This window comes from Microbacterium sp., from assembly GCF_026393345.1.
Taxonomy (GTDB): Bacteria; Actinomycetota; Actinomycetes; order Actinomycetales; family Microbacteriaceae; genus Microbacterium.
The window spans coordinates 22855-45646 of the sequence record NZ_JAPLAI010000034.1 but is presented as its reverse complement, the minus strand read 5'-3'; the positions used below and the strand labels follow the sequence as shown (position 1 = coordinate 45646).

General features: G+C 70.5%; 20 protein-coding genes and 2 pseudogenes. 7 read left to right on the top strand and 15 right to left on the bottom strand.

What is annotated here, in order from left to right:
• The 3 genes and pseudogenes from NT132_RS04830 to dapB form a co-directional block, all read right to left on the bottom strand.
• Nucleotides 1–911: pseudogene (locus NT132_RS04830) on the bottom strand (IS481 family transposase); the annotation flags it as partial.
• A gap of 108 nt (nucleotides 912–1019) precedes the next feature.
• A complete protein-coding gene (locus NT132_RS04825) occupies nucleotides 1020–1478 on the bottom strand; it encodes a tetratricopeptide repeat protein (RefSeq protein WP_297785640.1) in 459 nt (152 codons plus the stop codon).
• Nucleotides 1475–2290 carry a 4-hydroxy-tetrahydrodipicolinate reductase gene (gene dapB / locus NT132_RS04820; protein ID WP_297785637.1) on the bottom strand — a complete coding sequence of 272 codons (816 nt, stop codon included), beginning with the start codon at nucleotides 2288–2290 and terminating at the stop codon, nucleotides 1475–1477. The genes NT132_RS04825 and dapB overlap by 4 nt, the downstream gene beginning before the upstream one ends.
• A gap of 32 nt (nucleotides 2291–2322) precedes the next feature.
• Between dapB and NT132_RS04815 the strand changes: the two genes are divergently transcribed.
• The gene (locus NT132_RS04815) at nucleotides 2323–2793 is read left to right on the top strand and encodes a GNAT family N-acetyltransferase (protein ID WP_297785634.1); all 471 of its coding nucleotides are present in this window, start codon (nucleotides 2323–2325) and stop codon (nucleotides 2791–2793) included.
• Between the two features lie 83 nt (nucleotides 2794–2876).
• Here NT132_RS04815 and NT132_RS04810 read toward each other — a convergent pair whose 3' ends face one another.
• The 3 genes and pseudogenes from NT132_RS04810 to NT132_RS04800 form a co-directional block, all read right to left on the bottom strand.
• Complete coding sequence (locus NT132_RS04810; RefSeq protein ID WP_297785631.1) at nucleotides 2877–3479, bottom strand: histidine phosphatase family protein; 603 nt, start codon at nucleotides 3477–3479, stop codon at nucleotides 2877–2879.
• A 64-nt stretch (nucleotides 3480–3543) separates the two neighbouring features.
• Nucleotides 3544–4548, bottom strand: coding sequence for an aldo/keto reductase (locus NT132_RS04805; protein WP_297785627.1), 1005 nt, complete (start codon nucleotides 4546–4548; stop codon nucleotides 3544–3546).
• 202 nt (nucleotides 4549–4750) lie between these two features.
• Nucleotides 4751–6986: pseudogene (locus NT132_RS04800) on the bottom strand (polyribonucleotide nucleotidyltransferase).
• 352 nt (nucleotides 6987–7338) lie between these two features.
• Here NT132_RS04800 and NT132_RS04795 point away from each other — a divergent pair.
• Both NT132_RS04795 and NT132_RS04790 read left to right on the top strand, forming a co-directional pair.
• Nucleotides 7339–7512 carry a hypothetical protein gene (locus NT132_RS04795; RefSeq protein ID WP_297785624.1) on the top strand — a complete coding sequence of 58 codons (174 nt, stop codon included), beginning with the start codon at nucleotides 7339–7341 and terminating at the stop codon, nucleotides 7510–7512.
• An 80-nt stretch (nucleotides 7513–7592) separates the two neighbouring features.
• On the top strand, nucleotides 7593–8822 hold the full coding sequence (locus NT132_RS04790; RefSeq protein ID WP_297785621.1) for a hypothetical protein: 1230 nt from the start codon (nucleotides 7593–7595) through the stop codon (nucleotides 8820–8822).
• A gap of 114 nt (nucleotides 8823–8936) precedes the next feature.
• Here the strand turns inward: NT132_RS04790 and NT132_RS04785 are convergent, their stop codons facing one another.
• The gene (locus NT132_RS04785) at nucleotides 8937–10892 is read right to left on the bottom strand and encodes a GDSL-type esterase/lipase family protein (RefSeq protein ID WP_297785618.1); all 1956 of its coding nucleotides are present in this window, start codon (nucleotides 10890–10892) and stop codon (nucleotides 8937–8939) included.
• A gap of 137 nt (nucleotides 10893–11029) precedes the next feature.
• Between NT132_RS04785 and NT132_RS04780 the strand changes: the two genes are divergently transcribed.
• Nucleotides 11030–11617: a VTT domain-containing protein gene (locus tag NT132_RS04780; protein WP_297785615.1), complete on the top strand. Its 588-nt coding sequence runs from the start codon at nucleotides 11030–11032 to the stop codon at nucleotides 11615–11617.
• 30 nt (nucleotides 11618–11647) lie between these two features.
• Here the strand turns inward: NT132_RS04780 and NT132_RS04775 are convergent, their stop codons facing one another.
• The 4 genes from NT132_RS04775 to NT132_RS04760 form a co-directional block, all read right to left on the bottom strand.
• Nucleotides 11648–12064, bottom strand: coding sequence for a GNAT family N-acetyltransferase (locus NT132_RS04775; protein WP_297785612.1), 417 nt, complete (start codon nucleotides 12062–12064; stop codon nucleotides 11648–11650).
• A 20-nt stretch (nucleotides 12065–12084) separates the two neighbouring features.
• On the bottom strand, nucleotides 12085–12693 hold the full coding sequence (locus NT132_RS04770) for a CE1759 family FMN reductase (protein WP_297785609.1): 609 nt from the start codon (nucleotides 12691–12693) through the stop codon (nucleotides 12085–12087).
• A 1-nt stretch (nucleotide 12694) separates the two neighbouring features.
• The gene (locus tag NT132_RS04765) at nucleotides 12695–13942 is read right to left on the bottom strand and encodes an LLM class flavin-dependent oxidoreductase (RefSeq protein WP_297785607.1); all 1248 of its coding nucleotides are present in this window, start codon (nucleotides 13940–13942) and stop codon (nucleotides 12695–12697) included.
• Between the two features lie 94 nt (nucleotides 13943–14036).
• Entirely contained in the window at nucleotides 14037–14921 is an 885-nt protein-coding gene (locus NT132_RS04760) for an alpha/beta fold hydrolase (protein ID WP_297785605.1), read from the bottom strand.
• A gap of 90 nt (nucleotides 14922–15011) precedes the next feature.
• Between NT132_RS04760 and NT132_RS04755 the strand changes: the two genes are divergently transcribed.
• Together NT132_RS04755 and NT132_RS04750 are read left to right on the top strand one after the other, a co-directional pair.
• Entirely contained in the window at nucleotides 15012–16157 is a 1146-nt protein-coding gene (locus NT132_RS04755) for an acyltransferase family protein (RefSeq protein ID WP_297785602.1), read from the top strand.
• 147 nt (nucleotides 16158–16304) lie between these two features.
• Nucleotides 16305–17513 carry an oxygenase MpaB family protein gene (locus NT132_RS04750; protein WP_297785599.1) on the top strand — a complete coding sequence of 403 codons (1209 nt, stop codon included), beginning with the start codon at nucleotides 16305–16307 and terminating at the stop codon, nucleotides 17511–17513.
• 13 nt (nucleotides 17514–17526) lie between these two features.
• Here the strand turns inward: NT132_RS04750 and efeB are convergent, their stop codons facing one another.
• From efeB to efeU, 3 genes are read right to left on the bottom strand one after another with little or no spacing between them, the layout of a single operon-like run.
• A complete protein-coding gene (gene efeB, locus NT132_RS04745) occupies nucleotides 17527–18843 on the bottom strand; it encodes an iron uptake transporter deferrochelatase/peroxidase subunit (RefSeq protein ID WP_297785596.1) in 1317 nt (438 codons plus the stop codon).
• Complete coding sequence (efeO, locus tag NT132_RS04740; protein WP_297785593.1) at nucleotides 18840–20066, bottom strand: iron uptake system protein EfeO; 1227 nt, start codon at nucleotides 20064–20066, stop codon at nucleotides 18840–18842. Before efeO ends, efeB begins: the two co-directional genes overlap by 4 nt.
• Nucleotides 20063–21022 carry an iron uptake transporter permease EfeU gene (gene efeU, locus NT132_RS04735; RefSeq protein WP_297785590.1) on the bottom strand — a complete coding sequence of 320 codons (960 nt, stop codon included), beginning with the start codon at nucleotides 21020–21022 and terminating at the stop codon, nucleotides 20063–20065. The genes efeO and efeU overlap by 4 nt, the downstream gene beginning before the upstream one ends.
• A gap of 143 nt (nucleotides 21023–21165) precedes the next feature.
• Between efeU and NT132_RS04730 the strand changes: the two genes are divergently transcribed.
• On the top strand, nucleotides 21166–22245 hold the full coding sequence (locus NT132_RS04730; protein ID WP_297785588.1) for a 2-oxoglutarate and iron-dependent oxygenase domain-containing protein: 1080 nt from the start codon (nucleotides 21166–21168) through the stop codon (nucleotides 22243–22245).
• Between the two features lie 243 nt (nucleotides 22246–22488).
• Here NT132_RS04730 and rpsO read toward each other — a convergent pair whose 3' ends face one another.
• Entirely contained in the window at nucleotides 22489–22758 is a 270-nt protein-coding gene (rpsO, locus tag NT132_RS04725; RefSeq protein ID WP_297785584.1) for a 30S ribosomal protein S15, read from the bottom strand.
• Nucleotides 22759–22792: the final 34 nt, after the last annotated feature.

The following is a 22792-nucleotide window of genomic DNA, read 5'->3' as shown; positions in this document are numbered from 1 at the left end:
GTCTGTGTAGGCGGCTTCGCGTTCGGCTTCGGATCTGTAGGGCTTCGCGTAGGCCCATTCGTCTGAGAGGGTGCGGTTGAAGCGCTCGACCTTGCCGTTGGTCTGCGGCCGGAACGGGCGGGTGCGGCGGTGTTTGACTGCCTCGCCGAGTGCGGCGGCGAAGACGTGGGATCGGTAGCAGGAACCGTTGTCGGTCATCACGCTCGTGACCGTGATCCCGGCTTCCGCGAAGAATGCTCGGGCGCGGACCCAAAACGCGGCGGCGGTGTCCTTGCGTTCGTCGGGTAACCGTTCGGAATAGGCCAGTCGGGTGCAGTCGTCAACGGCGTGGTGCAGGAACACGTAGCCGCGCGAGGGGGAAGCGCCCCGTCGAGCAGCGCGATCGGATGCCGCTGCAACCCGGCGGGCCTGCGTGGAGTTGCGGCCGTGGACGCGCCAGCCGCCCCCGTCGGGAATGATCCCAAGCTTCTTGATGTCGACGTGGACGAGCTCGCCTGGCGTCTGTTTCTCGTAGCGTTCTGGCTTCGGCTTGCGGACGGGCAGACCTGTGGCCCGGTCGAGGTGATGCAGCAGCGGCATCCGATACCGATCCAGGACCCGCCCGACCGTGGAGCGCGGAACGCCGAGGTGGTAGCCGATCCGGTGCGGTCCCCAGCGTCTCGTGAACCGGAGAGCGATGATCCGTCGCTCGAGCCGTTGCGATGACCTCGACGGCATCGACCGCGGCCGGGAGCTGCGATCGATCAGCGGCACGCCCGTCCGATACCGACGAGCCCACCGCGACGCCGTCGCCGGCGAGCACTGAAAGCGCTCCGCAGCCCGACGCACGGCCCAGCCGCCATCCACGACACGATCAACGAAGCAAGCCGACGACGCCCTTCCGGCGTCAAGGGAGCGTTAGCGTGAGTCACGAAGACCTCCGGGTATCTGATGTGAGGGTGGTACCCACATCGTCCCGGAGGTCTTCGCCTACCTCAGACGATCACAACCTCACGGGGAAGAACACCTAGGCCGTACCCTTACGCCGCTGCCGTACGCCGCGCCCGGCGCTCAAGCCGGATCGCGGTCCGGACGGAGGCGCGGGCGCGGCGGCGGTCGCCGGAGCCGTCGTAGGCGAGGCCCAGCCGGTACCACGCGCGCCAGTCCTCCGGCGCGGCCTCCACGGCTTCGCGGTAGCGCGGGAAGACGGCGTCCGCTTCTTCGCGCAGGACCCGGCCGCTGGGGCGGGCGGCGAGCTCTTCCTCGGGCAGCGCATGCTCGGTTTCAAGCCGGCGACCCAGGCGCTCCGCCTGCACACCGAACAGGATCTCGCGGCCGAGGGCCCAGACCGCGATCAGCGGCAGCACGATGAGCGCAAGACCCATGACGATGCCCACGGGCTCGCCGCTGGTCAGGAACAGCACGGCACGCTGCCCCGCCACCACGATGTAGAGGGCGAGGGCGGCCGCGATGACGGCGACGCCGATCCGGGCGCTCATGCGCTGGTCGCCCGCGCAACCTGGCCGGGGACGGTGTCGTCGGCGAAGGGCTTCGCGGTGGTGTCCGCACGGGCCGGCCCGATACCGATGTCGAGGAAGGCATCCAAGCCCACCACGACGCCGCTCGCGTCGCGCGCGCCCGCCAGGGCGAGCCGGATGCCGGGGGCGTAGGCCAGCGCCGGCTCCACGGTGTCGTGCGTGATGGTCAGCGACTCCCCCGGGCCGGAGAGGATCACGTCCTGCCGGGCCACGACGCCGGGGCGGCGGAGCGAGTGCACCGGCACGCTCGCGACCTGCTGGCCGCGGGCGCGCTGGTCCACGTGGGGCGACTGCACCGGACCCGCGCTGGCGCGGGCAGCGGCGATGAGCTCGGCAGTCCGCACGGCGGTGCCGCTCGGCGAGTCGATCTTGGTCTCGCGGTGGGCCTCGATGATCTCGATCGACCCGAAGAAGGGCGCCGCGGCGGCGGCGAGGGCGGTGCCGAGCACGGAGCCGAGCGAGAAGTTGGGGATGAAAACGGCGCCGGTGCCGGCGGACGCGACGAGCGGCCGCACCATGGCGATGCGCTCCTCCGACCAGCCGCTCGTGCCCACGAGCAGGTTGATGCCCCGCTCGATGGCCGCCCGCACGATGCCCATCGACACCGCCGGGGTGGACGCATCCACCACCAGGTCCGCACCCTCGAGCGCGGAAACGTCGTCGCCGGAACCCAGCACGGCATGCACCTCATACCCGTCCTCCGTCTCGACGACGGAGCGGATGATGCTCCCGAGCTTTCCGGTTCCGCCCACGATGGCCACGCGCGTTGTCATGCCTCCAGCCTAGGCGGCGTAGGGTCGAAGACATGGTGCGCCTGCGTCCCTCCGGAGTCGATGAGCCCGATGCACATGCCCTGCTGGCGGAGTATTTCGGCGTGCGGGCGGCCGGATTCCCCGGCGGCGGCTACCGCACCACGTTCCCCGACCCGACCGCGTTCCTCCCGCCCGCGGGCGTGTTCGTCGTGCTGGACGACGATGACGGCGTCGCGGGCGGATGCGGGGGCATCCGGCGTCTCGCCGACACTCCGGCCGGCATCCGGTTCGAGGTGAAGCACCTGTTCGTCCGGCCCGCGGGCCGCGGTCGCGGGTGGGGCCGGCTCATCCTGGATGACCTGGAGCGTCGGGCCCGGGAGGCCGGGGCCGTAGATCTCGTGCTCGACACGCACCACTCGCTCGAGGCCGCCGGCGGCCTCTACGCCCGGTCGGGCTTCGAGTCCATCGAGCCCTACAACGACAACCCGAACGCGACGCGCTGGCACCGCAAGGCCCTGGCCTGACGCCGCACCCGCTCGCGACCCACCCCTCTGCACGCAGCTCACCCCCTTTACGTGCCACTCAAAGAGGCGAGGCACGCAGGGGCTCAGACGGGCGGGACCTCGGGGAGGCCGGTGCGCAACTCGAACGGCAGGTGCGCGAGGTCGTTGTGCGACACCAGCGTCCACGGGCGGCCGGGCTTCTGCGCCAGCACCGTGAGGCCGCAGTGCGCCTGGTTGAGCGTCATCCATCGCCACTCGGGCGACTCCATGACCTCACGGACGAACCAGCTGATGACGAAGTTGTGCGTGATGAGCAGCTCATGCGCATCCCCGGGCTTGCGTACGAGGAACGCCCCGAGCGCGTCGGCCATCTGCGCACGGCCGGCATCGATCTCCGCCTCGGTGATCGAGCCAAAGAAGGGCTCGAAGGAGGCCGGGGTCTCGGGCGTCATCCCGGTCGGGATGCAGTCGAACAGCAGTGACGACGGTTCGGGGTTCAGCGCGGGCAGGCGTTCGGCGACGGCGCGCGCCGTCTCGGCCGCCCGGACGAGAGGCGAGTGCCAGACGGCATCCAGCGGGACACCGGAGAGACGGTCCGCGATCAACTCCGCCTGACGACGACCGCGGGCGGACAGCGGGCCGTCGACCATGCCGTGTTCGGCGTCCTGGTGCTCACCATGACGCACCAGGTACAGATAATGCGTCACGCGGGAGCTCGCTTCGTCAGGGGCGGGGGGGACCGCCGGAGGCGGACCCGTCCAGCCTATCCGGCTACTCCGACGCGCGGGCGATGTCGGCCAGCTGTGCGCGGGTGAGCCGCACCCCGACGCCCTGCACGAGCTCTTCGATGTGCGAGACGGCGTAGGCGTTGACGATGGGGGCCGCGACGATCCGCTGCGACAGCAGCCACGCGACGGCGATGGCGGCATCCGGGACGCCCAGCTCGGCGCCGATCGCGTCGAGGGCGCGGAGCGTGCGGTTGCCGCGCTTGGTGAGCCCGGCGGCGAGCTGCCCGGCCCGTACCGACGTGATCTGCTCGCGACGGCGGACGCCGCCGGCGAGGAAACCGTGCTCGAGCGGATGTGACGGGGTGACGACCATGCCCTGCGCGCCCGCGACCAGACGCAGGTCGCCGGAGAACTCGTCGCGGCGCAGCACGTTGTACGGCACGTCCAGCACGGTGAAGTGCGGGTAACCGGCGGAGGACAGGATGCGAGCCTCGACGAGCTGTTCGGCACGGAAGCCGAACGCGCCGAGCTGGCGGACCTTCCCGGTCTCGACGAGCCAGGCTGCGGTGGCGAGGGTCTCCTCCAGCGACGACGTGCCGCTGGTCGCGTCGAGGTACAGCAGATCGATGCGGTCGGTGTGCAACCGGGTGAGCGACGCTTCGACGGCGCGCACGAGGTTGACCGGCCCGAGGCCCGGGTGATCGGGGTGGTGCCCGATGCGCACGGCGAGCACGACGTCGTCGCGGACACCGCGCGTGTGAACCCACTGCCCGATGATGTGCTCGCTGCGCCCACCGCTGAAACTGTCGGCGGTGTGGATCGCGTTGCCCCCGGCCTCGGTGTACGCGTCGAGGATCGCGTGCGCGGCGGTGAGTTCGACGTTCCACCCGAACTCCGCCCCGCCGAGCATGAGCGGGAAGATGCCGGGGCCGCCGTCGCCCAGGGGGACGCGGATGCCGGCGCCGACTCCGGGGCCCTGCACCGGGATGGGTGCGGACGGATGCGTGGTCACGGCAGGTGACGATGTGCCGATCCCGAAGATCTTCATGCGCACCCCCCTCGCCGTTGCAGATCGTGGCCGGTCGACGTGGTGTGGCTGCGTCTAGGACCGACGCTTCCTTCGAGAGTAAGGCAGCCCCCCGCCCACCCGACGCATTGCGGCGCCGGATGGCACAACATTCCATAACTGTTTGATCACGCACTGCGGCCCCGACCCTGCGAACAGGATCGGGGCCGCAACGGCGAGAGGATCAGGCCTCGGCGGGAGCCTCCACGGCTTCGCCATCCTGGTCCGTCGACTCGTCGGTGACCGGCTCGAGCGACAGCTTGCCGCGGTCGTCGATCTTGGTGATCTTGACCAGCAGCTTCTGACCGACCGAGAGCACGTCCTCGACGTTCTCCACGCGCTTGCCACCGGCGAGCTTGCGGACCGCGCTGACGTGCAGCAGGCCGTCCTTGCCCGGCAGCAGCGACACGAACGCACCGAAGGTGGCGATCTTCACGACCGTGCCCAGGAACTGCTCGCCGACCTCCGGGTTGGTGGGATTGGCGATCGCGTTGACCTGTGCGCGAGCGGCTTCGGCCGAGGCCGTCCTCCTCGATCGAGATCTGCGCGCCGGTCTCGTCCTGGATCGCGTTGATCGTCTTGCCCTTCGGGCCGATCAGCTCGCCGATCTTGTCGACCGGGATCTGCACGCTGATCACGCGCGGCGCGGTCGGCGCCATCTCGTCCGGAGCGTCGATCGCGGAGTTCAGCACGTTCAGGATGGTGAGACGCGCCTCCTTCGCCTGCGTGAGCGCGGCGGCCAGCACCGACGTCGGGATGCCGTCGAGCTTGGTGTCCAGCTGGATCGCGGTGACGAACTCGCTGGTACCGGCGACCTTGAAGTCCATGTCACCCAGAGCATCCTCGGCGCCGAGGATGTCGGTCAGCGCGGCGTACCGCGTCTGACCGTCGACCTCGTCCGAGACCAGGCCCATCGCGATGCCGGCGACGGGTGCGCGCAGCGGCACACCGGCGTTGAGCAGCGACAGGGTCGAGGCGCAGACCGAGCCCATCGAGGTGGAGCCGTTGGAGCTCAGAGCCTCGGAGACCTGACGGATCGCGTACGGGAACTCCTCGCGCGAGGGCAGCACCGGCACGAGGGCGCGCTCGGCCAGGAAGCCGTGCCCGATCTCGCGACGCTTGGGGCTGCCCACTCGACCGGTCTCACCGGTCGAGTACGGCGGGAAGTTGTAGTGGTGCATGTAGCGCTTGCTGGTCGTGGGCGACAGCGAGTCGATCTGCTGCTCCATCTTCAGCATGTTCAGCGTGGTGACGCCCAGGATCTGGGTCTCGCCGCGCTGGAAGATCGCCGAACCGTGAACGCGCGGGATGACCTGCACCTCGGCGTCCAGCGGACGGATGTCGGCGAGTCCTCGGCCGTCGATGCGCACACCGTCGGTGAGGATGCGGCCGCGGACGATCTTCTTGGTGACCGACTTGTACGCACCGCTGACCTCGCCGGCGGCGGACGCGGGGAGCGTGCCGGCCTCGATCGCCGCGGCGACCTCTGCCTTGACGCGGTCCTTGAGGGCGTCGTCGGCGTTCTGACGCTCCACCTTGTCGGCGATCTGGTAGATGCCGGAGAGCTCGGCGGCGGCGCTCGCCGACACGAACTCGAACACCTCAGGGGTGTACGCCGGGAAGACCGGGTACGCCTGGATCTCCTTGGCGGCGGTCGAGGCGACGACGTTCTGCGCGGCGACGAGCTGCGTGATGAACGGCTTCGAGGCCTCGAGGCCCTGTGCCACGATCTCTTCGCTGGGCTTGACGGCGCCGGCGCGGATGAGGTTCCAGCTGTGCTCGGTGGCCTCGGCCTCGACCATCATGATCGCGACGTCACCGTCGGGCAGCACGCGGCCGGCGACGATCAGGTCGAACACGGCCTCCTGCAGCTGCTCGGCGGTCGGGAACGCGATCCACTGGTCGGCGTGCTCGCCCTGACCGGGGATGAGCGCGAGGCGCACACCGGCGATGGGACCGGAGAACGGCAGACCGGAGATCTGGGTCGACAGCGAGGCGGCGTTGATCGCGAGCGCGTCGTAGAACTCGCCGGGGGCGATGGAGAGCACGGTGACGACGATCTGAACCTCGTTGCGGAGGCCGTCGACGAACGACGGGCGCAGCGGACGGTCGATCAGGCGGCAGACGAGGATCGCCTCGGTGGAGGGGCGGCCCTCACGACGGAAGAACGAGCCGGGGATCTTGCCGGCGGCGTACGAACGCTCTTCGACGTCGACGGTCAGCGGGAAGAAGTCGAAGCCCTCGCGGGGGTGCTTTCCGGCGCTGGTGGCCGAGAGCAGCATCGTCTCTTCGTCGAGGTAGGCAGCGACGGCGCCCTGCGCCTGCTGGGCGAGACGGCCGGTCTCGAAACGGATGGTGCGGGTGCCGAAGCGGCCGTTGTCGAGAACGGCTTCGGCGGCGGTGATTTCTGGACCTTCCAAGAGGTCCCTCCTTCTTTGTTTAGGCTCGCCGCCCCGTGTGGGCGACGAGCAACGCGCGAAGGAGCAGGAACAGGCAGATTATGGGCGCGCGATGTGTTGTGCGCATCGCCTGCGCTGGCCACCAGTAGAAGACCACCCGGCGACACGATGTCGGTCGACGGGGAACCCACCACAGGGGACCAGCTTCCTGCCGGCCTGCTCCATACAACTCGTATGTAGTTGACGACCGCCCGGAGGGGCAGCCTCATCCACCCTATCAGCGAGCCCCCTCATCAGGGCATCCGTGGCACCGCGCGCCCGGTCGGCCTATCGTGGGCGGCACACACCCACCGACGACGACGGGAGCACGGCGATGAGTGATCCGGACATCCCCACCACGAACGACGACGAGCGCGAGGTGCCGATCGACGACGAGGCGGAGTACGAGACCCCCGGGCCGACCATCGACCCGGAGGAACGCATCGATCGAGAGGAACTGATCCGCGAGCTCGAGTTCGATGCGTTCGAGCAGGGCATGGAGGGCTGACCGGCCGGATGCGGGGCGTCCCCCCTCCGCCCGGGTCCCCGCATTGGTGGCGGAGGTCCCGCGGCCGTTAGCGTGAGCGCATGCCTTCGCGACCCGCGCCCGCCCGACGTGCGTGGCTGTGTGCGGTGGCGCTGGTCGTCCTCGTGGTCGGCGGCACCGTCGACCCGGCGGCCGCGACCGAACCGCCATCCTGGTCCGATGTGCAGGACGCGCGCCAGGACCAAGCCGCCACGGCTGCCATGGTGACAAGGCTGCAGGGTGCGCTCGATGAGGCCGAGGCCCGCGCGGCCTCGCTTTCGGCGGCCGCGCTGGCGCAGGCGGCCGCGGCGGCGGAGGCACGCTCCCTCGCGGATGCCGCGACGAGCCGGGCGGCCGCGTTGACCGCCCAGAGCGAGAAGGCGCAGGCGGAGCTCGCCACCCGGCGCGGCCAGCTGGCCGGCATCGCCTCGGGTCTGTACCGCACCCGCTCGGACAGCACGCTGCTCGCGCGACTCCTCACCTCCGCCGAGCCGGAGTCGCTGCTGCGGCGGCTGGGCCTGCTCGATCGCCTGAGCACGACGTGGGCAGGCCTGGTCGCCCAGACCCAGCGCACCGCCGCGACGACGGCGGCGCTGCAGGCACAGGCGGAGGAGGCGCGGGTCGCCCGGGATGAGGCGGCCCGTACCGCCGAGGAGACCGCCTCCGCCGCGCGGACGGCAGCGGATGCGGAGGCCGGCGCGGTGTCGGCGGCCTCCGACCAGCTGTCGACCATGTACGCGCAGCTGGCCACGCTGAAGAACACGACGGCGGAGACCGAGCGGTTGTACCGGCTGGGGCAGCAGACCGCGACCTCCGCCGCGGCCGGCGGTGCCGGCGGGTCGGGCTCATCGGGCACGGGCGGCTCGGGCACGTCGGGCCCCGGTGGGTCCGGTACGTCCGGCGGGTCCGGCTCGTCGAACTCCGGCGGAAACGGGACCGGCTCCGGCGGAACTGGCACCGGCAGCGCGCCGACCGGCGTCACGGTCGATCCGGCGGGCGCGAAGGCGTACGCCCGCGGCGCACTCGCACGCTACGGCTGGGCCGACGACCAGTATCAGTGCCTGGTGCTGCTGTGGAACCGCGAATCGGGCTGGCGCGCGGACGCACTGAACCGCTCCAGCGGCGCCTACGGCATCCCGCAGGCGCTGCCTGCGGAGAAGATGGCCTCGGCCGGGGCAGACTGGCGCACGAACGGCAACACCCAGGTCGATTGGGGCCTGTCCTACATCAGGAGCCGCTACGGCTCCCCCTGCGGCGCCTGGTCGCACTCCGTGAACACCGGCTGGTACTGAGCCCGGCCCGGATGCGGCAGATGAACTCCGCAGAATCGCGCGAACTCCGCATCCTTTCGCAAAAATCCTGCGAGGTTCGCGTATATCTGCGGAGTTCGTCGCGAACGCGTCGCGTCAGGCGCGGGTTCGGCGGCCGCCCGGACGCGGGAACTCCACGTAGTCGTCGTGCTTGGCGCGACGTCCGTCGCCGGCCGTGCGGCCCCGCATCCGGCGCCAGAGCCACGGCAGCACGTCTCGACGGAGCCAGCCCCAGCCGGCCGTCGGCTCGTCGTCGTGCAGAGCGGCGTCTAGTCCACCCAGTGCCTCCGCATCCGGCACGCCGAGCAGCTCCGCGGCGCGATACGCGAGGAAGCGGTGACCGCGTGAGCCGAGATGCACCCTGTCGTCGGCCCACATCTCGCCCTCGCCGATGGCGGCGTGCGCGTCCAGATCCAGCAGCATGCAGTCGTGCGCGTCCGCGATCCGGCGGAGCTGGGCGTTGAACACGGCGATCCGCCGCGCGAACATGCGTGAGGCGCGCCGACGCGGCAGGAAGAGCGTCACGAGCAGCACGTCGCATCCTGCTGCCCGCAAGCGTGCCACGCCGGTCTCGAGTTCGGCCGACATGGCGACCGGGTCGGCGCCGTGGCCCACGAGATCGTTGTGGCCCATCAGAATCGAGACCAGGCGGGGACGCAGTGCCACCGCCCGCGGGATCTGATCGCCGGTGAGGTCGCGCATCCGCCGCGAGCGGACCGCCAGATTCGCAAACCGGAACGTCGTCCCCGGCGGCACGGACTGGGCGAGCAGCCCCGCCAGACGGTCTGCCCAGCCGCGATAGACGCCGTCCGGCATCCGCGACCCGTCGTGCAGCCCCTCGGTGAGCGAGTCGCCGAGGGCGATGTAGCTCGACCACCGCGGACGTCCCTGCGGCGGTGCGGGCAGCGCCGGACGCGGGTGGGCGCGCGTGAGCGCTGCATCGTCGATCCGGCGCAGCGAGCGCGCCTCCTCGTAGTGCATCATCAGCTCCGCGCACAGCGCCCGCCACGTGCGGCCGGCCACCCCCGCCCGCGCGGCGTGCGCGAACGCGACCCGCTTCGCCTCGTCGCCCAGGAGATCTGCCACGCGCCCGCGGAGATCAGCGAGGTCGCCCGGCCGGTACAACCAGCCGTCGACGCTCGAGCGCACCAGGTCGACCGGGCCGCCGACGCCCGTCGCGACTACGGGGACCCCGCTGGCATGAGCCTCTTGGATCGTCTGGCCGAACGTCTCGCTCTCCCCCGGATGCACGAACACGTCGAGGCTCGCCATCGCCTCTGCCAGCGCCGTGCCGGACAGCTGCCCGAGGAACACGGCATCCGAAAGCGTCCGTTCCAATGCTGGCCGTGCCGGTCCGTCACCGATGAGCACCAGTCGTGTACCGGGGAGTCCTTGAAGTGCGGCGAGGTCCTCGAGCTGCTTTTCCGGCGCCAGGCGTCCGACGTAGCCGATGACGCGTGCCCCGGGTGCGATGCTCGCCCGCCACGCGTCGCTGCGGCGGTCGGGGTGGAACAGGTCGCCGTCCACGCCTCGACCCCAGCGCCGGAGCCGGTCCACCCCGAGATCCTGCAGCTGCGCGAGGGAGGTGGACGACGGGGCGAGCGTCATCGTCGCTCTCCGATGCAGCCGTGCGATGTGCCGGGCGGCGACCTCGGTGGCCTGCGGGATGCCGTACCGGGCGGTGTACGCGACCACGTCGGTCTGATAGACGGCGACCGAGGCGACGCGCACCGCGTCGGCGGCGAGCACCCCTTGCCAGCCGAGCACGAACGGCGACGCCAGATGCACCACGTCCGGCCGGAACTCTCGGAGGATGCCCGCGAGCCGGCCCGCGCCGATGACGACCACTCGCACCTGCGGATACGACGGCAGCGGCAGCGACGCGACCAGTGCGGTCTGCGCCGTCGGATCGGCCTCTGCGCCCGCCACGCGCGGGGCGACCAGCAGCACATCATGCCCCGCATCCGAGAGATGACGCAGCACCTGCCGGACGGAATTCGTGACGCCGTTCACATGCGACAGGGAGGACTCGGCGATCAACGCGACTCTCACGCGTCCAGCGTGACGCGCCACCGCTACCGCGGACCCGCGACGCACGTCTCTCGACGCAGAGTTCACCGGATGCTCGCCGGCCGGTCACCCGGCCGCGCGTTCGCACTCCGTTCACCCGGCGATGCGAGCCTGCCGGTGTGACCGAGGATGCCGTCGCCCTGGCGAGCGGACCGTGGGCGCTGCCCGCGATCGCGCTGCTGGTGTTCGCCGACGCGTTGCTCGTGGTGGTGCCGGGAGAGGTGGCGGTCACGGCCGCGGGCGCACTCGCGGTCTCGGCGGGAGCGCCGCCGCTGGTCGCGGTCATCGCGGTCGCCGCGGCGGCGGCCTTCTGCGGCGATCTCTGCTGCTACGCGGTGGGCCGCACCGTGGGCCTTGACCGATGGCGGTGGATGCGGCACCCGCGCGTCCTGGCGGGCCTCGCGTGGGCGGGCACCCGGCTCCAGCGGCGCACCGCATCCACACTCTTCGTCGCACGGTTCATCCCGTTCGCGCGACTCGCCGTCACCCTCACCGCCGGAGCATCCCGATTGCCGGCGCTCCGCTTCGCGGGCGTCACGGCGGCTGGCGCGACGCTGTGGGCCACGTATCAGGCCGTCATCGGCGCGGCGGTGGCGACGCTCGTCCCGGGCGGCCCGATCGCGGCGATCCTGGTGTCGATCACGGTGGCACTCGCCCTGGGCCTGTCTCTGGACGCCGTGCTGGCGCGAAGCGTCCCCGGCGGCTGACCGCGCGGCGGCGAACCGTGCCGCGCTCGCTCAGTTCGCGCCGCGGACCATCCACCGCTCCGGCGTCGCCAGCACCTCGAACCCGAACTGCTCGTACAGCCCGTGTGCGTCCGCGGTCGCGAGCGCCATCCGTCGCAGCCCCAGCGGCTCGAGGTCGGCGACGACACCGGCCAGCAGCGTCTTGCCGATCCCGTGGCCGCGCGCCGCCGGATCGACGAACACGTCGCACACCCAGGCGAAGGTGGCCCCGTCGGTGACGACGCGGGCATACGCCACCTGCCGCCCGTCGGCGGCGTATACGCCGTAGTTGCGGGACCCGTCGATCGCCGCATCCTGCACCCGGCGCTCCCGACCGCGCGCCCAGTAGGACGCCTCGCTCAGCCAGCGGTGGACGAGTGCCCGATCCAGGCGCGCGGTGTCGGTGGAGAAGTCGAAGCCGGTCGTCATCCTCCGACGCTATCGCGCGACTACTCCCCCGCCAGTCCTCCGAGCAGGTGCCCGAACGACTTTCCCTCGCCGAGGTAGTGCGCGGGATCGAACGGGTCGCGGGATGCGGCGGGATCCCGCCGGGCGATCGCGTCGGCGAGTTCGCGCGCCGCCTTGTCGATGCGCTCCGAGAGCGGCGCGACCTGGTCGGCCGCGGCGCCCCAGTCGGAGGACGCGGCGAACACGCCGGTCGACATGGCGTCGGCGTGGAGGTAGGCGAACAACGGCCGGATGGCGTAGTCGATCGCCAGCGAGTGCCGCGGGGTGCCCGCCGTGGCGCCGAGAAGCACCGGGGTGCCGCGCAGCGCGTCCGGGTCGAGCACGTCGACGAACGACTTGAACAGCCCGGAGTAGCTGGTCGCGAAGACGGTGTTCAGCGCCGATTCCAGCGCCGGCGGGGCGAACCCGGTCAGCAGGTTATTGGTCAGGTCATGTGCGTAGTCGCGCAGTTCGAACGTGTCGGCGCTCACCTCGATCCCGCGGGCGGAGAGCTCCCGCGCGGTGGCGGCCAGCATCCGGTCGGCGAGCATCCGGGTGGACGAGGGGTTCGACAGGCCCGCCGAGACGACGGCGATGCGACGCTCGCTCATCTCACGCCTCCGACCGGCCGAGCCCGAACGCGGCACCCGCAGGCTGCGGGCTGTCCTCGTACGGGGATCCGGCGGTGAGGTTGTCGCCGCGGTTGGCGCGCGGCCGCGCCTCACGGGCGGGTCCGTCGCCGTAGGCGGCGCGGACGAGCGCACCGTGGGTGGGGCCGTCGGGCACCTCGGCCGGGCGGTTCTTCGCGAACTCGCGGCGGAGCACCGGCACGACCTCCTCACCGAGCAGGTCGATCTGCTCGAGCACGGTCTTCAGCGGCAGGCCGGCGTGGTCCATGAGGAAGAGCTGGCGCTGATAGTCGCCGTACAGTTCCCGCATCCCGGCGTACCGATCGATGACCTGCTGCGGCGAACCCACCGTGAGGGGGGTCATCTCGGCGAAGTCCTCCATCGCGGGGCCGTGACCATACACCGGCGCGTTGTCGAAGTAGGGGCGGAACTCGCGCACCGCATCCTGCGAGTTCTTGCGCATGAACGCCTGGCCGCCGATACCGACGATGGCCTGCTCGGGCGTGCCGTGGCCGTAGTGGGCGTAGCGCTGGCGGTACAGCCCGATGAGGCGCTGGTAGTGCTCGGCCGGCCAGAAGATGTTGTTGGCGAAGAAGCCGTCGCCGTAGTACGCGGCCTGCTCGGCGATCTCCGGAGTGCGGATCGATCCGTGCCAGACGAACGGTGCGACACCGTCGAGCGGACGCGGGGTCGCGGTGAAGCCCTGCAGCGGGGTGCGGAACTTTCCTTCCCAGTCCACGACGTCCTCACGCCACAGCTTGTGCAGCAGGGCGTAGTTCTCGATCGCGAGGGGCAGCCCCTGCCGAATGTCCTTGCCGAACCAGGGGTAGACCGGCCCGGTGTTGCCGCGGCCGAGCATGAGGTCGACCCGGCCGCCGGACACGTGCTGCAGCATCGCGTAATCCTCGGCGATCTTCACCGGGTCGTTCGTGGTGATCAGCGTGGTCGCGGTCGACAGGATCAGCCGCTCCGTCTGACCGGCGATGTACGCGAGCGTTGTCGTGGGCGACGAAGACCAGAACGGCGGGTTGTGGTGCTCGCCCAGCGCGAACACGTCGAGGCCCACCTCTTCCGCGTGCTTCGCGATCGCGATCGTGTCGCGGATCCGCTCCGCCTCGCTCGGCGTCTGCCCGGTCACCGGGTTGCGCGTGATGTCGCTGACGGTGAACAGGCCGAACTGTACCTGGGGCGCTTCCGCGGTGTGCTGCGCGGTGGGCGTGGTGTCGCTCACGATGTCCTTCCGATTCCCGGATGCGGTCGGCATCCGTTTCTATGCAATTGAATGTACTTGGAAGAACGCAGGGGGCGCCAGGTTATTCCCGCACTCACGCTCCGGCGAACAAGGCCAGCATGTCGCGACTCAGCTGGTGGGGGGCGGTCTCGCACGGACTGTGCCCGGTCTCGTACACCGCGAGCTCCGCGCCGATCCGGGCGGCGTAGGCGCGGTACTGCGCGACCGGCCACAGGTCGTGCGCCGACGAGGCGACGAGCTTCGGGATCGGGATCGCGGCGACCGCGTCGACCACATCGGGCGTCGCCATCATGAGTCCCACGATGTCGTCCACGCTGTCGCGGCGGGTGAGCGCGAACCGCTCGCGGACGAAGGCGAGCCGCTGCGGCCCGACCCGGTTGAGGTTGTTGCGGATCCCCCACAGCAGCAGCGATGCCCCGGTGCGCGGGCTCGCCGCATCCGAGAAGCGTCCGATCCGCTTGACCCCGCGGAACACCTGGCCGCTCGCGGGCGGTGCGGTGAGCAGGGTGAGGCTCGCGAACAGCTCCGGGCGCTCCACGAGCACCTGCTGCGCCACCAGCCCGGCGAAGCTGTACCCGAGCACGTGCGCGGGGGTATCGGATGCGGTGAGCACCGCGATCATGTCGTCGATGAACAGCCGGTAGTCGTAGCGGGCACGAGGCGGATCGAGGTTCTGCGGACCGGCCTGCGCGGACTCGTACTGACCGGCCAGGTCGTACGACTCCACCCGGTATCCCGCCGCGACGAACAGCGGGAACATGAGGATGAAGTCCTCCTTCGAGCCCGTTACGCCCGGCACGAGCAGGACACGGGGCGCGTCGGCGGGCCCCGCCGTCACCCGGGCGAGGAGACCACTGGGCGCCGCCACGACATCGCGTTCGGCGCCCGCGGGGAACACGTGCCAGTCGAGATCGCGGATCGCCTCGTCCCGCTCGCGCGCGTTGTCGATGATGGTCATGCCATGGATTCCCCCCGCTCGACGCCAGGATATCGCCGGCGCACAACCCCCCGGCGCAGGCGCCACGCGGACGGATAGTCTGGCCGCGCCATGAGCCACAGCATCCCGGACTCCCCTCCGCCGCCGCGCCGCCGCGTCCCGTTCTGGGACAACGCCCGATTCGCGTGCATCGTGCTGGTGATCCTCGGCCACGCGACCCAGCGCATGACCTACGACTCGGATACCGCCCTGGCCCTGTACCTCGTGGTCTACGCGTTCCACATGCCGGCGTTCGCCGTGATCTCCGGCTACTTCTCGAAATCCGCCCCGCCCGGGCGTCGCCAGATGGCGCGGATCGTCACCGACATCCTGCTGCCCTATCTGATCTTCGAGACGGTGTGGACGGTGACGAAGTGGATCGTGGAGGGCAGCGCCAACCCGAACCCCACGAAGCCCTCCTGGACGCTGTGGTTCCTTCTCGCCCTCGGCATCTTCCGCCTCGTGCTGCCGTATCTCGCGCTGCTGCGCTGGCCGCTGCTGTGGACTGTCGTGATCTCGATCGGGGTGGGCTATCTCCCCAACATCGACTCCACCTTGTCGCTCTCCCGCACCCTGGGGCTGCTGCCCTTCTTCACCCTGGGCTGGTGGCTCCGTGAGCACGAGGTCGTGGCGCGCTGGCGGTTGCTCGACCGGCGCCCTTGGTGGGCGGTCGTCGCGGCCGTCGCAGCGTTCGTGGCAGCCGCCGCGGCCGCTTGGTCGTTCATCGACGTGTGGCGCGACGTGAACCTGCGTACCTGGCTCTTCTACGACGATGCGTACGCCGAACTCGGCGGCACCGAGTGGTGGGCGGGCGGCGTGCGGATCGCGCTGATGCTCATCGCCGTCCTCCTGATGGCCGCGTTCCTGCTGCTCCTGCCACGGGGCCAGCACTGGTGGACGCACTTCGGGCAGTACACGATGTACATCTACCTGCTGCACTCGTTCGTGCTCTATCCCTTCCGCGAGTCGGGTGCGCTGCGGGATCTCGAACCCACCTGGATCTGGCTGCCGATCGTCTGCGTGTCCGCGGTCCTCATAGCCCTGGGCCTGGCCACGCGTCCGGTCCGCACACTCTTCCGGCCGCTGGTGGAGCCGCGTCCCGCCTGGCTGTTCGCCGACCCGGCGCTCGCGGCGCGGGAGGGGCGCCGCGACGATCCCACCGGCTCCCGCCGTCCGCGCGAGTCACCACGAGAGCCGACAGGCCCGACCCGGCACTGAATCCCGCGCAGAGAGGGTCTTGCGCTCACGCAGATCGACCCATAAGTTAACGGGCAATCACATTCCTCCCAGATGGTGTTTCCCGTACACTCCGGCATCGAAGACGATGACGCGGCAGGGCCCATCGCGCTTTGAAGCAGGTGACGTATGTCCGAAATCAGCCGACGTTCCGTCCTCACCCTGGGCGCCGCCCTCGGTCTCACCGGGGTCCTGGCCCCGCAGGCTGCCTGGTCCTGGTCGCCCGCTCGATCGGTGCTCGGCACCGGCTCGGGCACCGACCCGCAGTGGGTGTGGGACGACGACATCGACCGCATCATGGCGGCCGTGACCGACGCCGGCCAGGTACCGGCCGTCAACACGGCGATCGCGCCGTGGGTGAACAACAACCACCCGCTGCCGGCGGGGCTGCCACCGGAGCTGTCCGCCTGGCTGGCACAGAGCGTCACGATGCCGGCCTGGGCGGATGCGGCGAAGATCCGGCGCGCCGCGGACTTCAACCGGCGCATGGACATCTATTTGTTCATGGTCTACGGCATCGGCGGCGGCATCATGAGCACCGTCATCCCCCGCGAGGCGAAGTCGGTGTACTGGTCCAAGGGTGGCGCCGACATGCAGGACCGTGCCGCGAAGACCTTCACGTTCGGCTACGACCTGGGTGATGTCAACGCGTTCGACCCGAGCGGCCAGTTCGTAGTCACGGCGAACAAGACCCGCATGGTCCACGCGACCGTCCGCCACATCCTGCCGAAGTCGCCGTACTGGAAGGCGGTCGCGGACGAGCAGATCCCGATCAGCAACAGCGACATCCTCGTGACCTTCCACAGCACCGGCACGTTCGCGCACAAGAAGCTGAAGGAGTGGGGCGTGAAGATGACCGCCGCCGATGAGGAGGCCTTCCTGCACTCGTGGCAGCTGGCGCTCCACTTCCTCGGCGTGCGCGATGAGTACATCCCCGCGACCTGGGCCGACGCGCACGCCCAGGCCGACCAGATCCTCACCCCGAAGCTCGCCTGGACGCCCGAGGGGCAGGAGCTCGCCGAGGTCCTGCTGGGACTCACGGCTCAGATCGACCTCGGGGTCACCCGCGGGTTCCTGAACGAGTTCGTGCGGTACCAGCTGGGCGATGACATCGGCGACTGGCTCGGACTCACGCGGGACTACGTCTCGAAGGCCTTCATCAAGACCGGCTGGCCCCTCTACATCAAGGTTCGCGACGGGCTCATCCCGGTGGCACCCGCGAGCTTCTACGTCTTCGACAAGCTGCTCAAGGGCATCGCGATGGCGTTCCTGAACAAGGGCAGCTCCGGGCAGACCACGCCCATCACGATCCCCGACATGAACCGCCCGGGCGTCTGAGGGCACCCGCGGTTCAGGCGAACAACCCCGCGCCGACATAGGACCCCGGCGTCGCGCCGGGTGGCACGGCCCACACGCCCGAGCCGACGTGGCGCAGGTACTCCGACATGAGGTCGGTCGACAGTGCCCGCTGCACGGTGATGAACTGCTCGGGCGAGCGCTGGTACGAGAGGAAGAACAACCCCGCGTTCAGCGTGCCCAGGGCATCGTTGCCGTCGACGAAGTTGTAGCCGCGGCGCAGCATCCGGATGCCGCCGTTCGCGTCCGGGTGGGCGAGGCGCACGTGCGCCCGCGGGTCGATGGCCGGAGCCGCCGTGTCACCGGCGGCGTTGAAGTCCGCCGGGGTGAACTCGCCGCCGCCCGACAGGGGTGCGCCCTCGCCCTTGCTGCGTCCGACGCTGCGCTCCTGCTCGGCGAGCCGCAGCCGGTCCCAGACCTCGATGGTCTGACGGATGCGGCGGGCGACGAGGTAGCTGCCGCCCACCAGCCACGCGGGGCCGTCGGATTCCGCGACCCAGACGTGCCCGTCGAGGGCGTCCGCGTCGTCGGCGAGGATGTTGGCGGTGCCGTCCTTGAAGCCGAACAGGTTCCGCGGTGTGGACTGCGCGGACGTCGTCTTGGAGGTGCGGCCGAAGCCGAGCTGCGACCAGCGCAGGCTCGCCCGGCCGAACGCGATGCGCGTGAGGTTGCGGATGGCGTGCACGGCGACCTGCGGGTCGTCTGCGCACGCCTGGATGCACAGGTCGCCGCCGGAGGCCAGCGGGTCGAGGTCGTCGCCGACGAATCGGGGCAGCACGGCGAGGGCGTCCGGCCGGCGGGAGGCGATGCCGAACCGGTCGACACCATCCTTGTCGAACAGGGTCGGGCCGAACCCGATCGTGATGGTCAGCGCCGCGGCGGGCAGGCCCAGCGCCTCACCGGTGTCGTCAGGAGGCGCCTGTGGCGAGCCGCCGACCGCGCCGCTGGCACTCACATCGAGGCCCTGCGTCATCCGCGAGGCCGCATAGGACCAGTCCTGCAGCAGCGCGATGAGGTCATCCCGGGTGGTGTCGTCGTGCACGTCGAAGGAGGCGAAGTGCAGATGCTCCTGCACCGGCGTCGTGATGCCCGACTGGTGGGCGCCGAAGAAGGGATGGACTCCCGGGACGCCCGCGCCTGCTGCCGAAGCGACGGAAGCGGCTATCGCCGCCCCGCCGGCGCCGCCGACCGCGAGGCCCGCCGCGCCCGCGCCGAGGAGCCCGAGCAGGCCGCGACGGCTGAGCCCGCGCCGAGGGGACCCCGGGTCCGTCTCCGGATCCGGGGTCCCCTCGGCGTCGGGCGTCTCGGTCACGACAGAACGGTACCGGTGAGCTGCGACAGCGGCTCGGCGAGGGCGTTGATGAGGTCCGTCAGGGTGCGCTTGTCCGCATCCGTCAGGTCGGTGTACGTCACGAACCCGTCGGTCAGGCTGCCGTACGTGGCCAGCTGCGCGTCGAGGTCGGCGTAGCCGGCATCGATCTCATCGACGAGCTCCTCCCCCTCCGCGCCCTGCGCGACGGCGAAGTCGCGCACCAGGTCGTACGCCATCTTGGAACCCTCAACGTTCGCGGCGAAGTCCCACAGGTCGGTGCCGCTCCACCAGTCCTCTTCACCGGTGATCTTGCCGTTAGCGACCTCGTCGAGAAGAGCGATCGCGCCGTTGGAGATTCCGGCGATGCCCTGCTCGTCGAGGGCGGCGGTGAAGTCGTCGCTGTGGACGTAGTCGTTCAGCTCGGCGATGTCGGCGACGAGCAGATCGGCGTACCGCTGCCGTTCGTCGGCGGTAGACGGGTTCCAGTCCTGCCAGGCCGGGGTCTCGTCGTCGGCGTTGAGGGCGTCCTGTGCGGGGACCCAGAGGTCCTTCTCGATGCGGTGGAAGCCGGTCCAGTCCAGACCCTCGGCGACCGCGTCGACCTCGCGGTAGTCGATGCGCGGGTCGAGGTCGCCGAGCGACTCGGCCACCGGCTCGATGCGCTCGTAGTACGCGCGCACCTGCGGGAACTGCGCACGCGCGGTGTCGTCGTCACCGGCGACGTAGGCGTCGGTGAAGGCGGCGACGGCGGGGACGAGCTTCTCGACCTGGTCCTTCACGAACGCGCCATACAGTGCCACGGCCTGCTGCTTCTGCTCCGCGTCGTCGCCGCTGGCCTCGACCGCGTCACCGGTGACGGAGAAGCCGGCGCGTCCGACGCCTTCACCCAGCATCCCGGGCTTGCAGAGCGTGAAGTAGTCGCCCGGCTGCGCGACGAGGGTGAGCGTGCGCGAGGCACCGGGGGCGATGTTCTCCACCTCGCCGACGATCCGCAGTCCGTCCTCGGCGAGCAGGTAGAACTCGCTCACCTGGGTGCCGTCGTTGGTGACCTCGAAGGCCAGGGTCCCGCTGGTGGCTGTCGTGGCCGACACCTCGCAGGCATCGTCGGTGGAGCTGACGCTCAGGGTCGCGGCGGCCGCGTCGGCCTTGGCGACGCAGCCGGTGAGGGCGAGCGCGGCGATGCCGACGGCGGCGAGCGCGCCGAGGGAACGGTGGCGGGTCATGATGCTCCTTGCTGTGGGGCGGACACGATGTGCGGCGGTGAGGCAGGGACGGAGGAAGCGGACGCGGATGCGGCGGCGGCGCGGCGGCCGGAACGCCGGTGGGTGCGCACGAAGACGCCGCCGACGACCAGCACGTACGCGGCCCAGCCGAGCACCTGCAGCCAGCTCATCTGCGGCATGAAGCCGACCGTGGCCTGCAGCACGGCGGCCAGCCAGCCGGCGGGCGGGATCGTCGCGGTGACGTCGAACGCCCAGCCGAACGGGAAGCCCGCCCACCCGACCGCGACCGCGCCGGTCGCCCCGACGGGCGCGGCGGCGGTGAAGGGGCCGGGGAAGACGCCGGCCTCCTGCAGGTCGTGGACGGCGTATGCCAGGACCCCGGCGGCGACGATGATGAGGAACGCGCCGGTCCAGGTGAAGAAGGTCCGCAGGTCCAGCCGCACCGCGCCGCGCGCGATGAGCCAGCCGAGCACGACGGCGATGGCGAGGCCCACCAGCGCGCCTGTGAGGGCGAGCGGCTCGGCGCCGAAGGACTGCACCATCGACCAGAGCAGCAGCGTCGTCTCGATGCCCTCCCGGGCAACGGAGACGAAGCCGATGAGGACGATGCCCCACAGCGACCCGGTCGCCAGCGCCCGGTCGACTCCACCCTCCAGCGAGCGCTTCATCGTGCGCGCGGCCCGCTGCATCCAGAAGATCATCCAGGTCACCAGGCCCACCGCCAGCAGCGACAGCGTGCCGCCGATGATCTCCTGCGCCTCGAAGGTGAGTGCGTACGCGCCGAAGGTGAGGATCGCGCCGACGGCGAGCGCGAGCGCAACCGCCAGGCCGACACCGATCCAGAGGCGGGGCAGTACGTCGCGCCGGCCGATCCGGATGAGATACGCCACCAGGATGCCGATGACCAGCGCCGCCTCGAGTCCCTCACGCAGCCCGATGAGGAAAGTCGCGAGCACGGCGGATCCGATCTGTCTGGGCTGGTTAGGTTCGCCTAACCTCGGTAAGACTAATCGCGGTCGCCCCGCTTCGCCAACTCGGCCGCGAGGTAATGCTCGGCAACATTGCGACAGCATCCCGCACGGGGACGTAGCGTCGAAGCATGAGCGATCTCAACCTTCCCGTTCTCGATCTGTCCCTTCTCGACCAGGGCGAGGAATCCGCGGCCGCGTTCCGTGCGCAGCTGCGGCAGGCCACGCACGAGGTGGGATTCTTCTACCTCGTGGGGACGGGCGTGACGCCGGAGCTCGAGGCGCGACTGCTGTCGGCGGCGCGCGGGTTCTTCGACCTGCCCGAGGCCGACAAGCTCGCCATCGAGAACACCAAGAGCCCGCACTTCCGCGGCTACACCCGCATCGGCGGCGAGCTCACGCAGGGCCGCGTGGACTGGCGTGAGCAGATCGACATCGGTCCGGAGCGCGAGCCGATCGCCGAGCCGGTGAACGACTTCGACCGGCTCGTGGGCCCGAATCTGTGGCCGGCCGCGCAGCCGGAGCTGAAGGATGTCGTCAGCGAGTGGCACGACCACCTCACCGGCGTCGCCCGCCGGCTGCTGCGCGCGTGGGCCGAAACCCTGGGCGCCGCGCCGGACTTCTTCGAGCAGCACTTCGAGGACCCGCAGACCCTCATCAAAATCGTCCGCTACCCCGGCAAGGATGACCCGACCCCCCAACCCCCACGGCCCCTCCACGCCGCGCCGGAGCGCGACGCGGAGCCTCCGGCCGCGTGGGCCCAGGGCGTCGGCGCACACAAGGACTCCGGTGTTCTGACGCTGCTGTGGGTCGAGCCCGGCAAGGGCGGCCTGCAGGTGCAGCGCGACGGCGAGTGGGTGGACGCTCCCCCGGTACCAGGCGCCTTCGTGGTGAACATCGGCGAACTGCTCGAGTACGCCACGCAGGGCTACCTCATCGCCACGAATCACCGGGTGATCTCGCCGAAGTACCCGGACGATCGCATCTCCGTGCCGTTCTTCTTCAACCCGGCGCTCGACTCCCGGTTGCCGCTGCTCGAGCTGCCGGCCGAACTCGCCGCCGAGGCCGCGGGCGTCACCGAGGACCCGGACAACCCCATCTACGCGACCTATGGCGAGAACGCGCTGAAGTCGCGGCTGCGCGCCCACCCGGACGTGGCCGCCCTCCACCACCCCGACCTGGTCGCCGCGCGCGCCGCGGCCGCATCCTGACGCGTCCCTGACCGCCGGCTGACACCGAGATGGGTTCTGGGCCCCGAAACCGTGGGTAAATCCCCGGGCCTCGGGGCCCAGAACCCGTTTCGCGGTCAGGAGGAGCGGGGTACGACGAAGGGCCGCCCCACACCGTGGGACGGCCCTTCGAGAAAGCGATATACGCGGGATGCGCTGCGTGAGCGGCGACTCGCACCGGCTGACGCCGGCACTCGCTTCAAGACTGCGCTTTTCGGGTCTGCGTCAGCGACGCAGACCGAGGCGCTCGATCAGCTTGCGGTAACGCGTGATGTCGATGTCCTGAAGGTAGCCGAGCAGACGACGGCGCTGACCCACGAGCAGGAACAGGCCACGACGCGAGTGGTGGTCGTGCTTGTGCTCCTTGAGGTGCTCGGTGAGGTCCTTGATGCGCTGCGTCATCAGCGCGACCTGCACCTCGGGGGATCCGGTGTCACCGGGGTGCGTTGCGTACTCTTCGATGATCGCCTTCTTGGTTTCTGCTTCCAGAGCCATAGATTCGATCCCCTCTCTGCTCATTGCGCGGCGC

What these genes read in the sequence shown, in the direction of transcription:
- NT132_RS04825 (WP_297785640.1), bottom strand. Translation starts at nt 1,478, where the DNA reads ATGAGCGCCCGGATCGGCGTCGCCGTCATCGCGGCCGCCCTCGCCCTC.
- dapB (WP_297785637.1), bottom strand. Translation starts at nt 2,290, where the DNA reads ATGACAACGCGCGTGGCCATCGTGGGCGGAACCGGAAAGCTCGGGAGC.
- NT132_RS04815 (WP_297785634.1), top strand. Translation starts at nt 2,323, where the DNA reads ATGGTGCGCCTGCGTCCCTCCGGAGTCGATGAGCCCGATGCACATGCC.
- NT132_RS04805 (WP_297785627.1), bottom strand. Translation starts at nt 4,548, where the DNA reads ATGAAGATCTTCGGGATCGGCACATCGTCACCTGCCGTGACCACGCAT.
- NT132_RS04795 (WP_297785624.1), top strand. Translation starts at nt 7,339, where the DNA reads ATGAGTGATCCGGACATCCCCACCACGAACGACGACGAGCGCGAGGTG.
- NT132_RS04790 (WP_297785621.1), top strand. Translation starts at nt 7,593, where the DNA reads ATGCCTTCGCGACCCGCGCCCGCCCGACGTGCGTGGCTGTGTGCGGTG.
- NT132_RS04775 (WP_297785612.1), bottom strand. Translation starts at nt 12,064, where the DNA reads ATGACGACCGGCTTCGACTTCTCCACCGACACCGCGCGCCTGGATCGG.
- NT132_RS04770 (WP_297785609.1), bottom strand. Translation starts at nt 12,693, where the DNA reads ATGAGCGAGCGTCGCATCGCCGTCGTCTCGGCGGGCCTGTCGAACCCC.
- NT132_RS04760 (WP_297785605.1), bottom strand. Translation starts at nt 14,921, where the DNA reads ATGACCATCATCGACAACGCGCGCGAGCGGGACGAGGCGATCCGCGAT.
- NT132_RS04755 (WP_297785602.1), top strand. Translation starts at nt 15,012, where the DNA reads ATGAGCCACAGCATCCCGGACTCCCCTCCGCCGCCGCGCCGCCGCGTC.
- NT132_RS04750 (WP_297785599.1), top strand. Translation starts at nt 16,305, where the DNA reads ATGTCCGAAATCAGCCGACGTTCCGTCCTCACCCTGGGCGCCGCCCTC.
- efeO (WP_297785593.1), bottom strand. Translation starts at nt 20,066, where the DNA reads ATGACCCGCCACCGTTCCCTCGGCGCGCTCGCCGCCGTCGGCATCGCC.
- NT132_RS04730 (WP_297785588.1), top strand. Translation starts at nt 21,166, where the DNA reads ATGAGCGATCTCAACCTTCCCGTTCTCGATCTGTCCCTTCTCGACCAG.
- rpsO (WP_297785584.1), bottom strand. Translation starts at nt 22,758, where the DNA reads ATGGCTCTGGAAGCAGAAACCAAGAAGGCGATCATCGAAGAGTACGCA.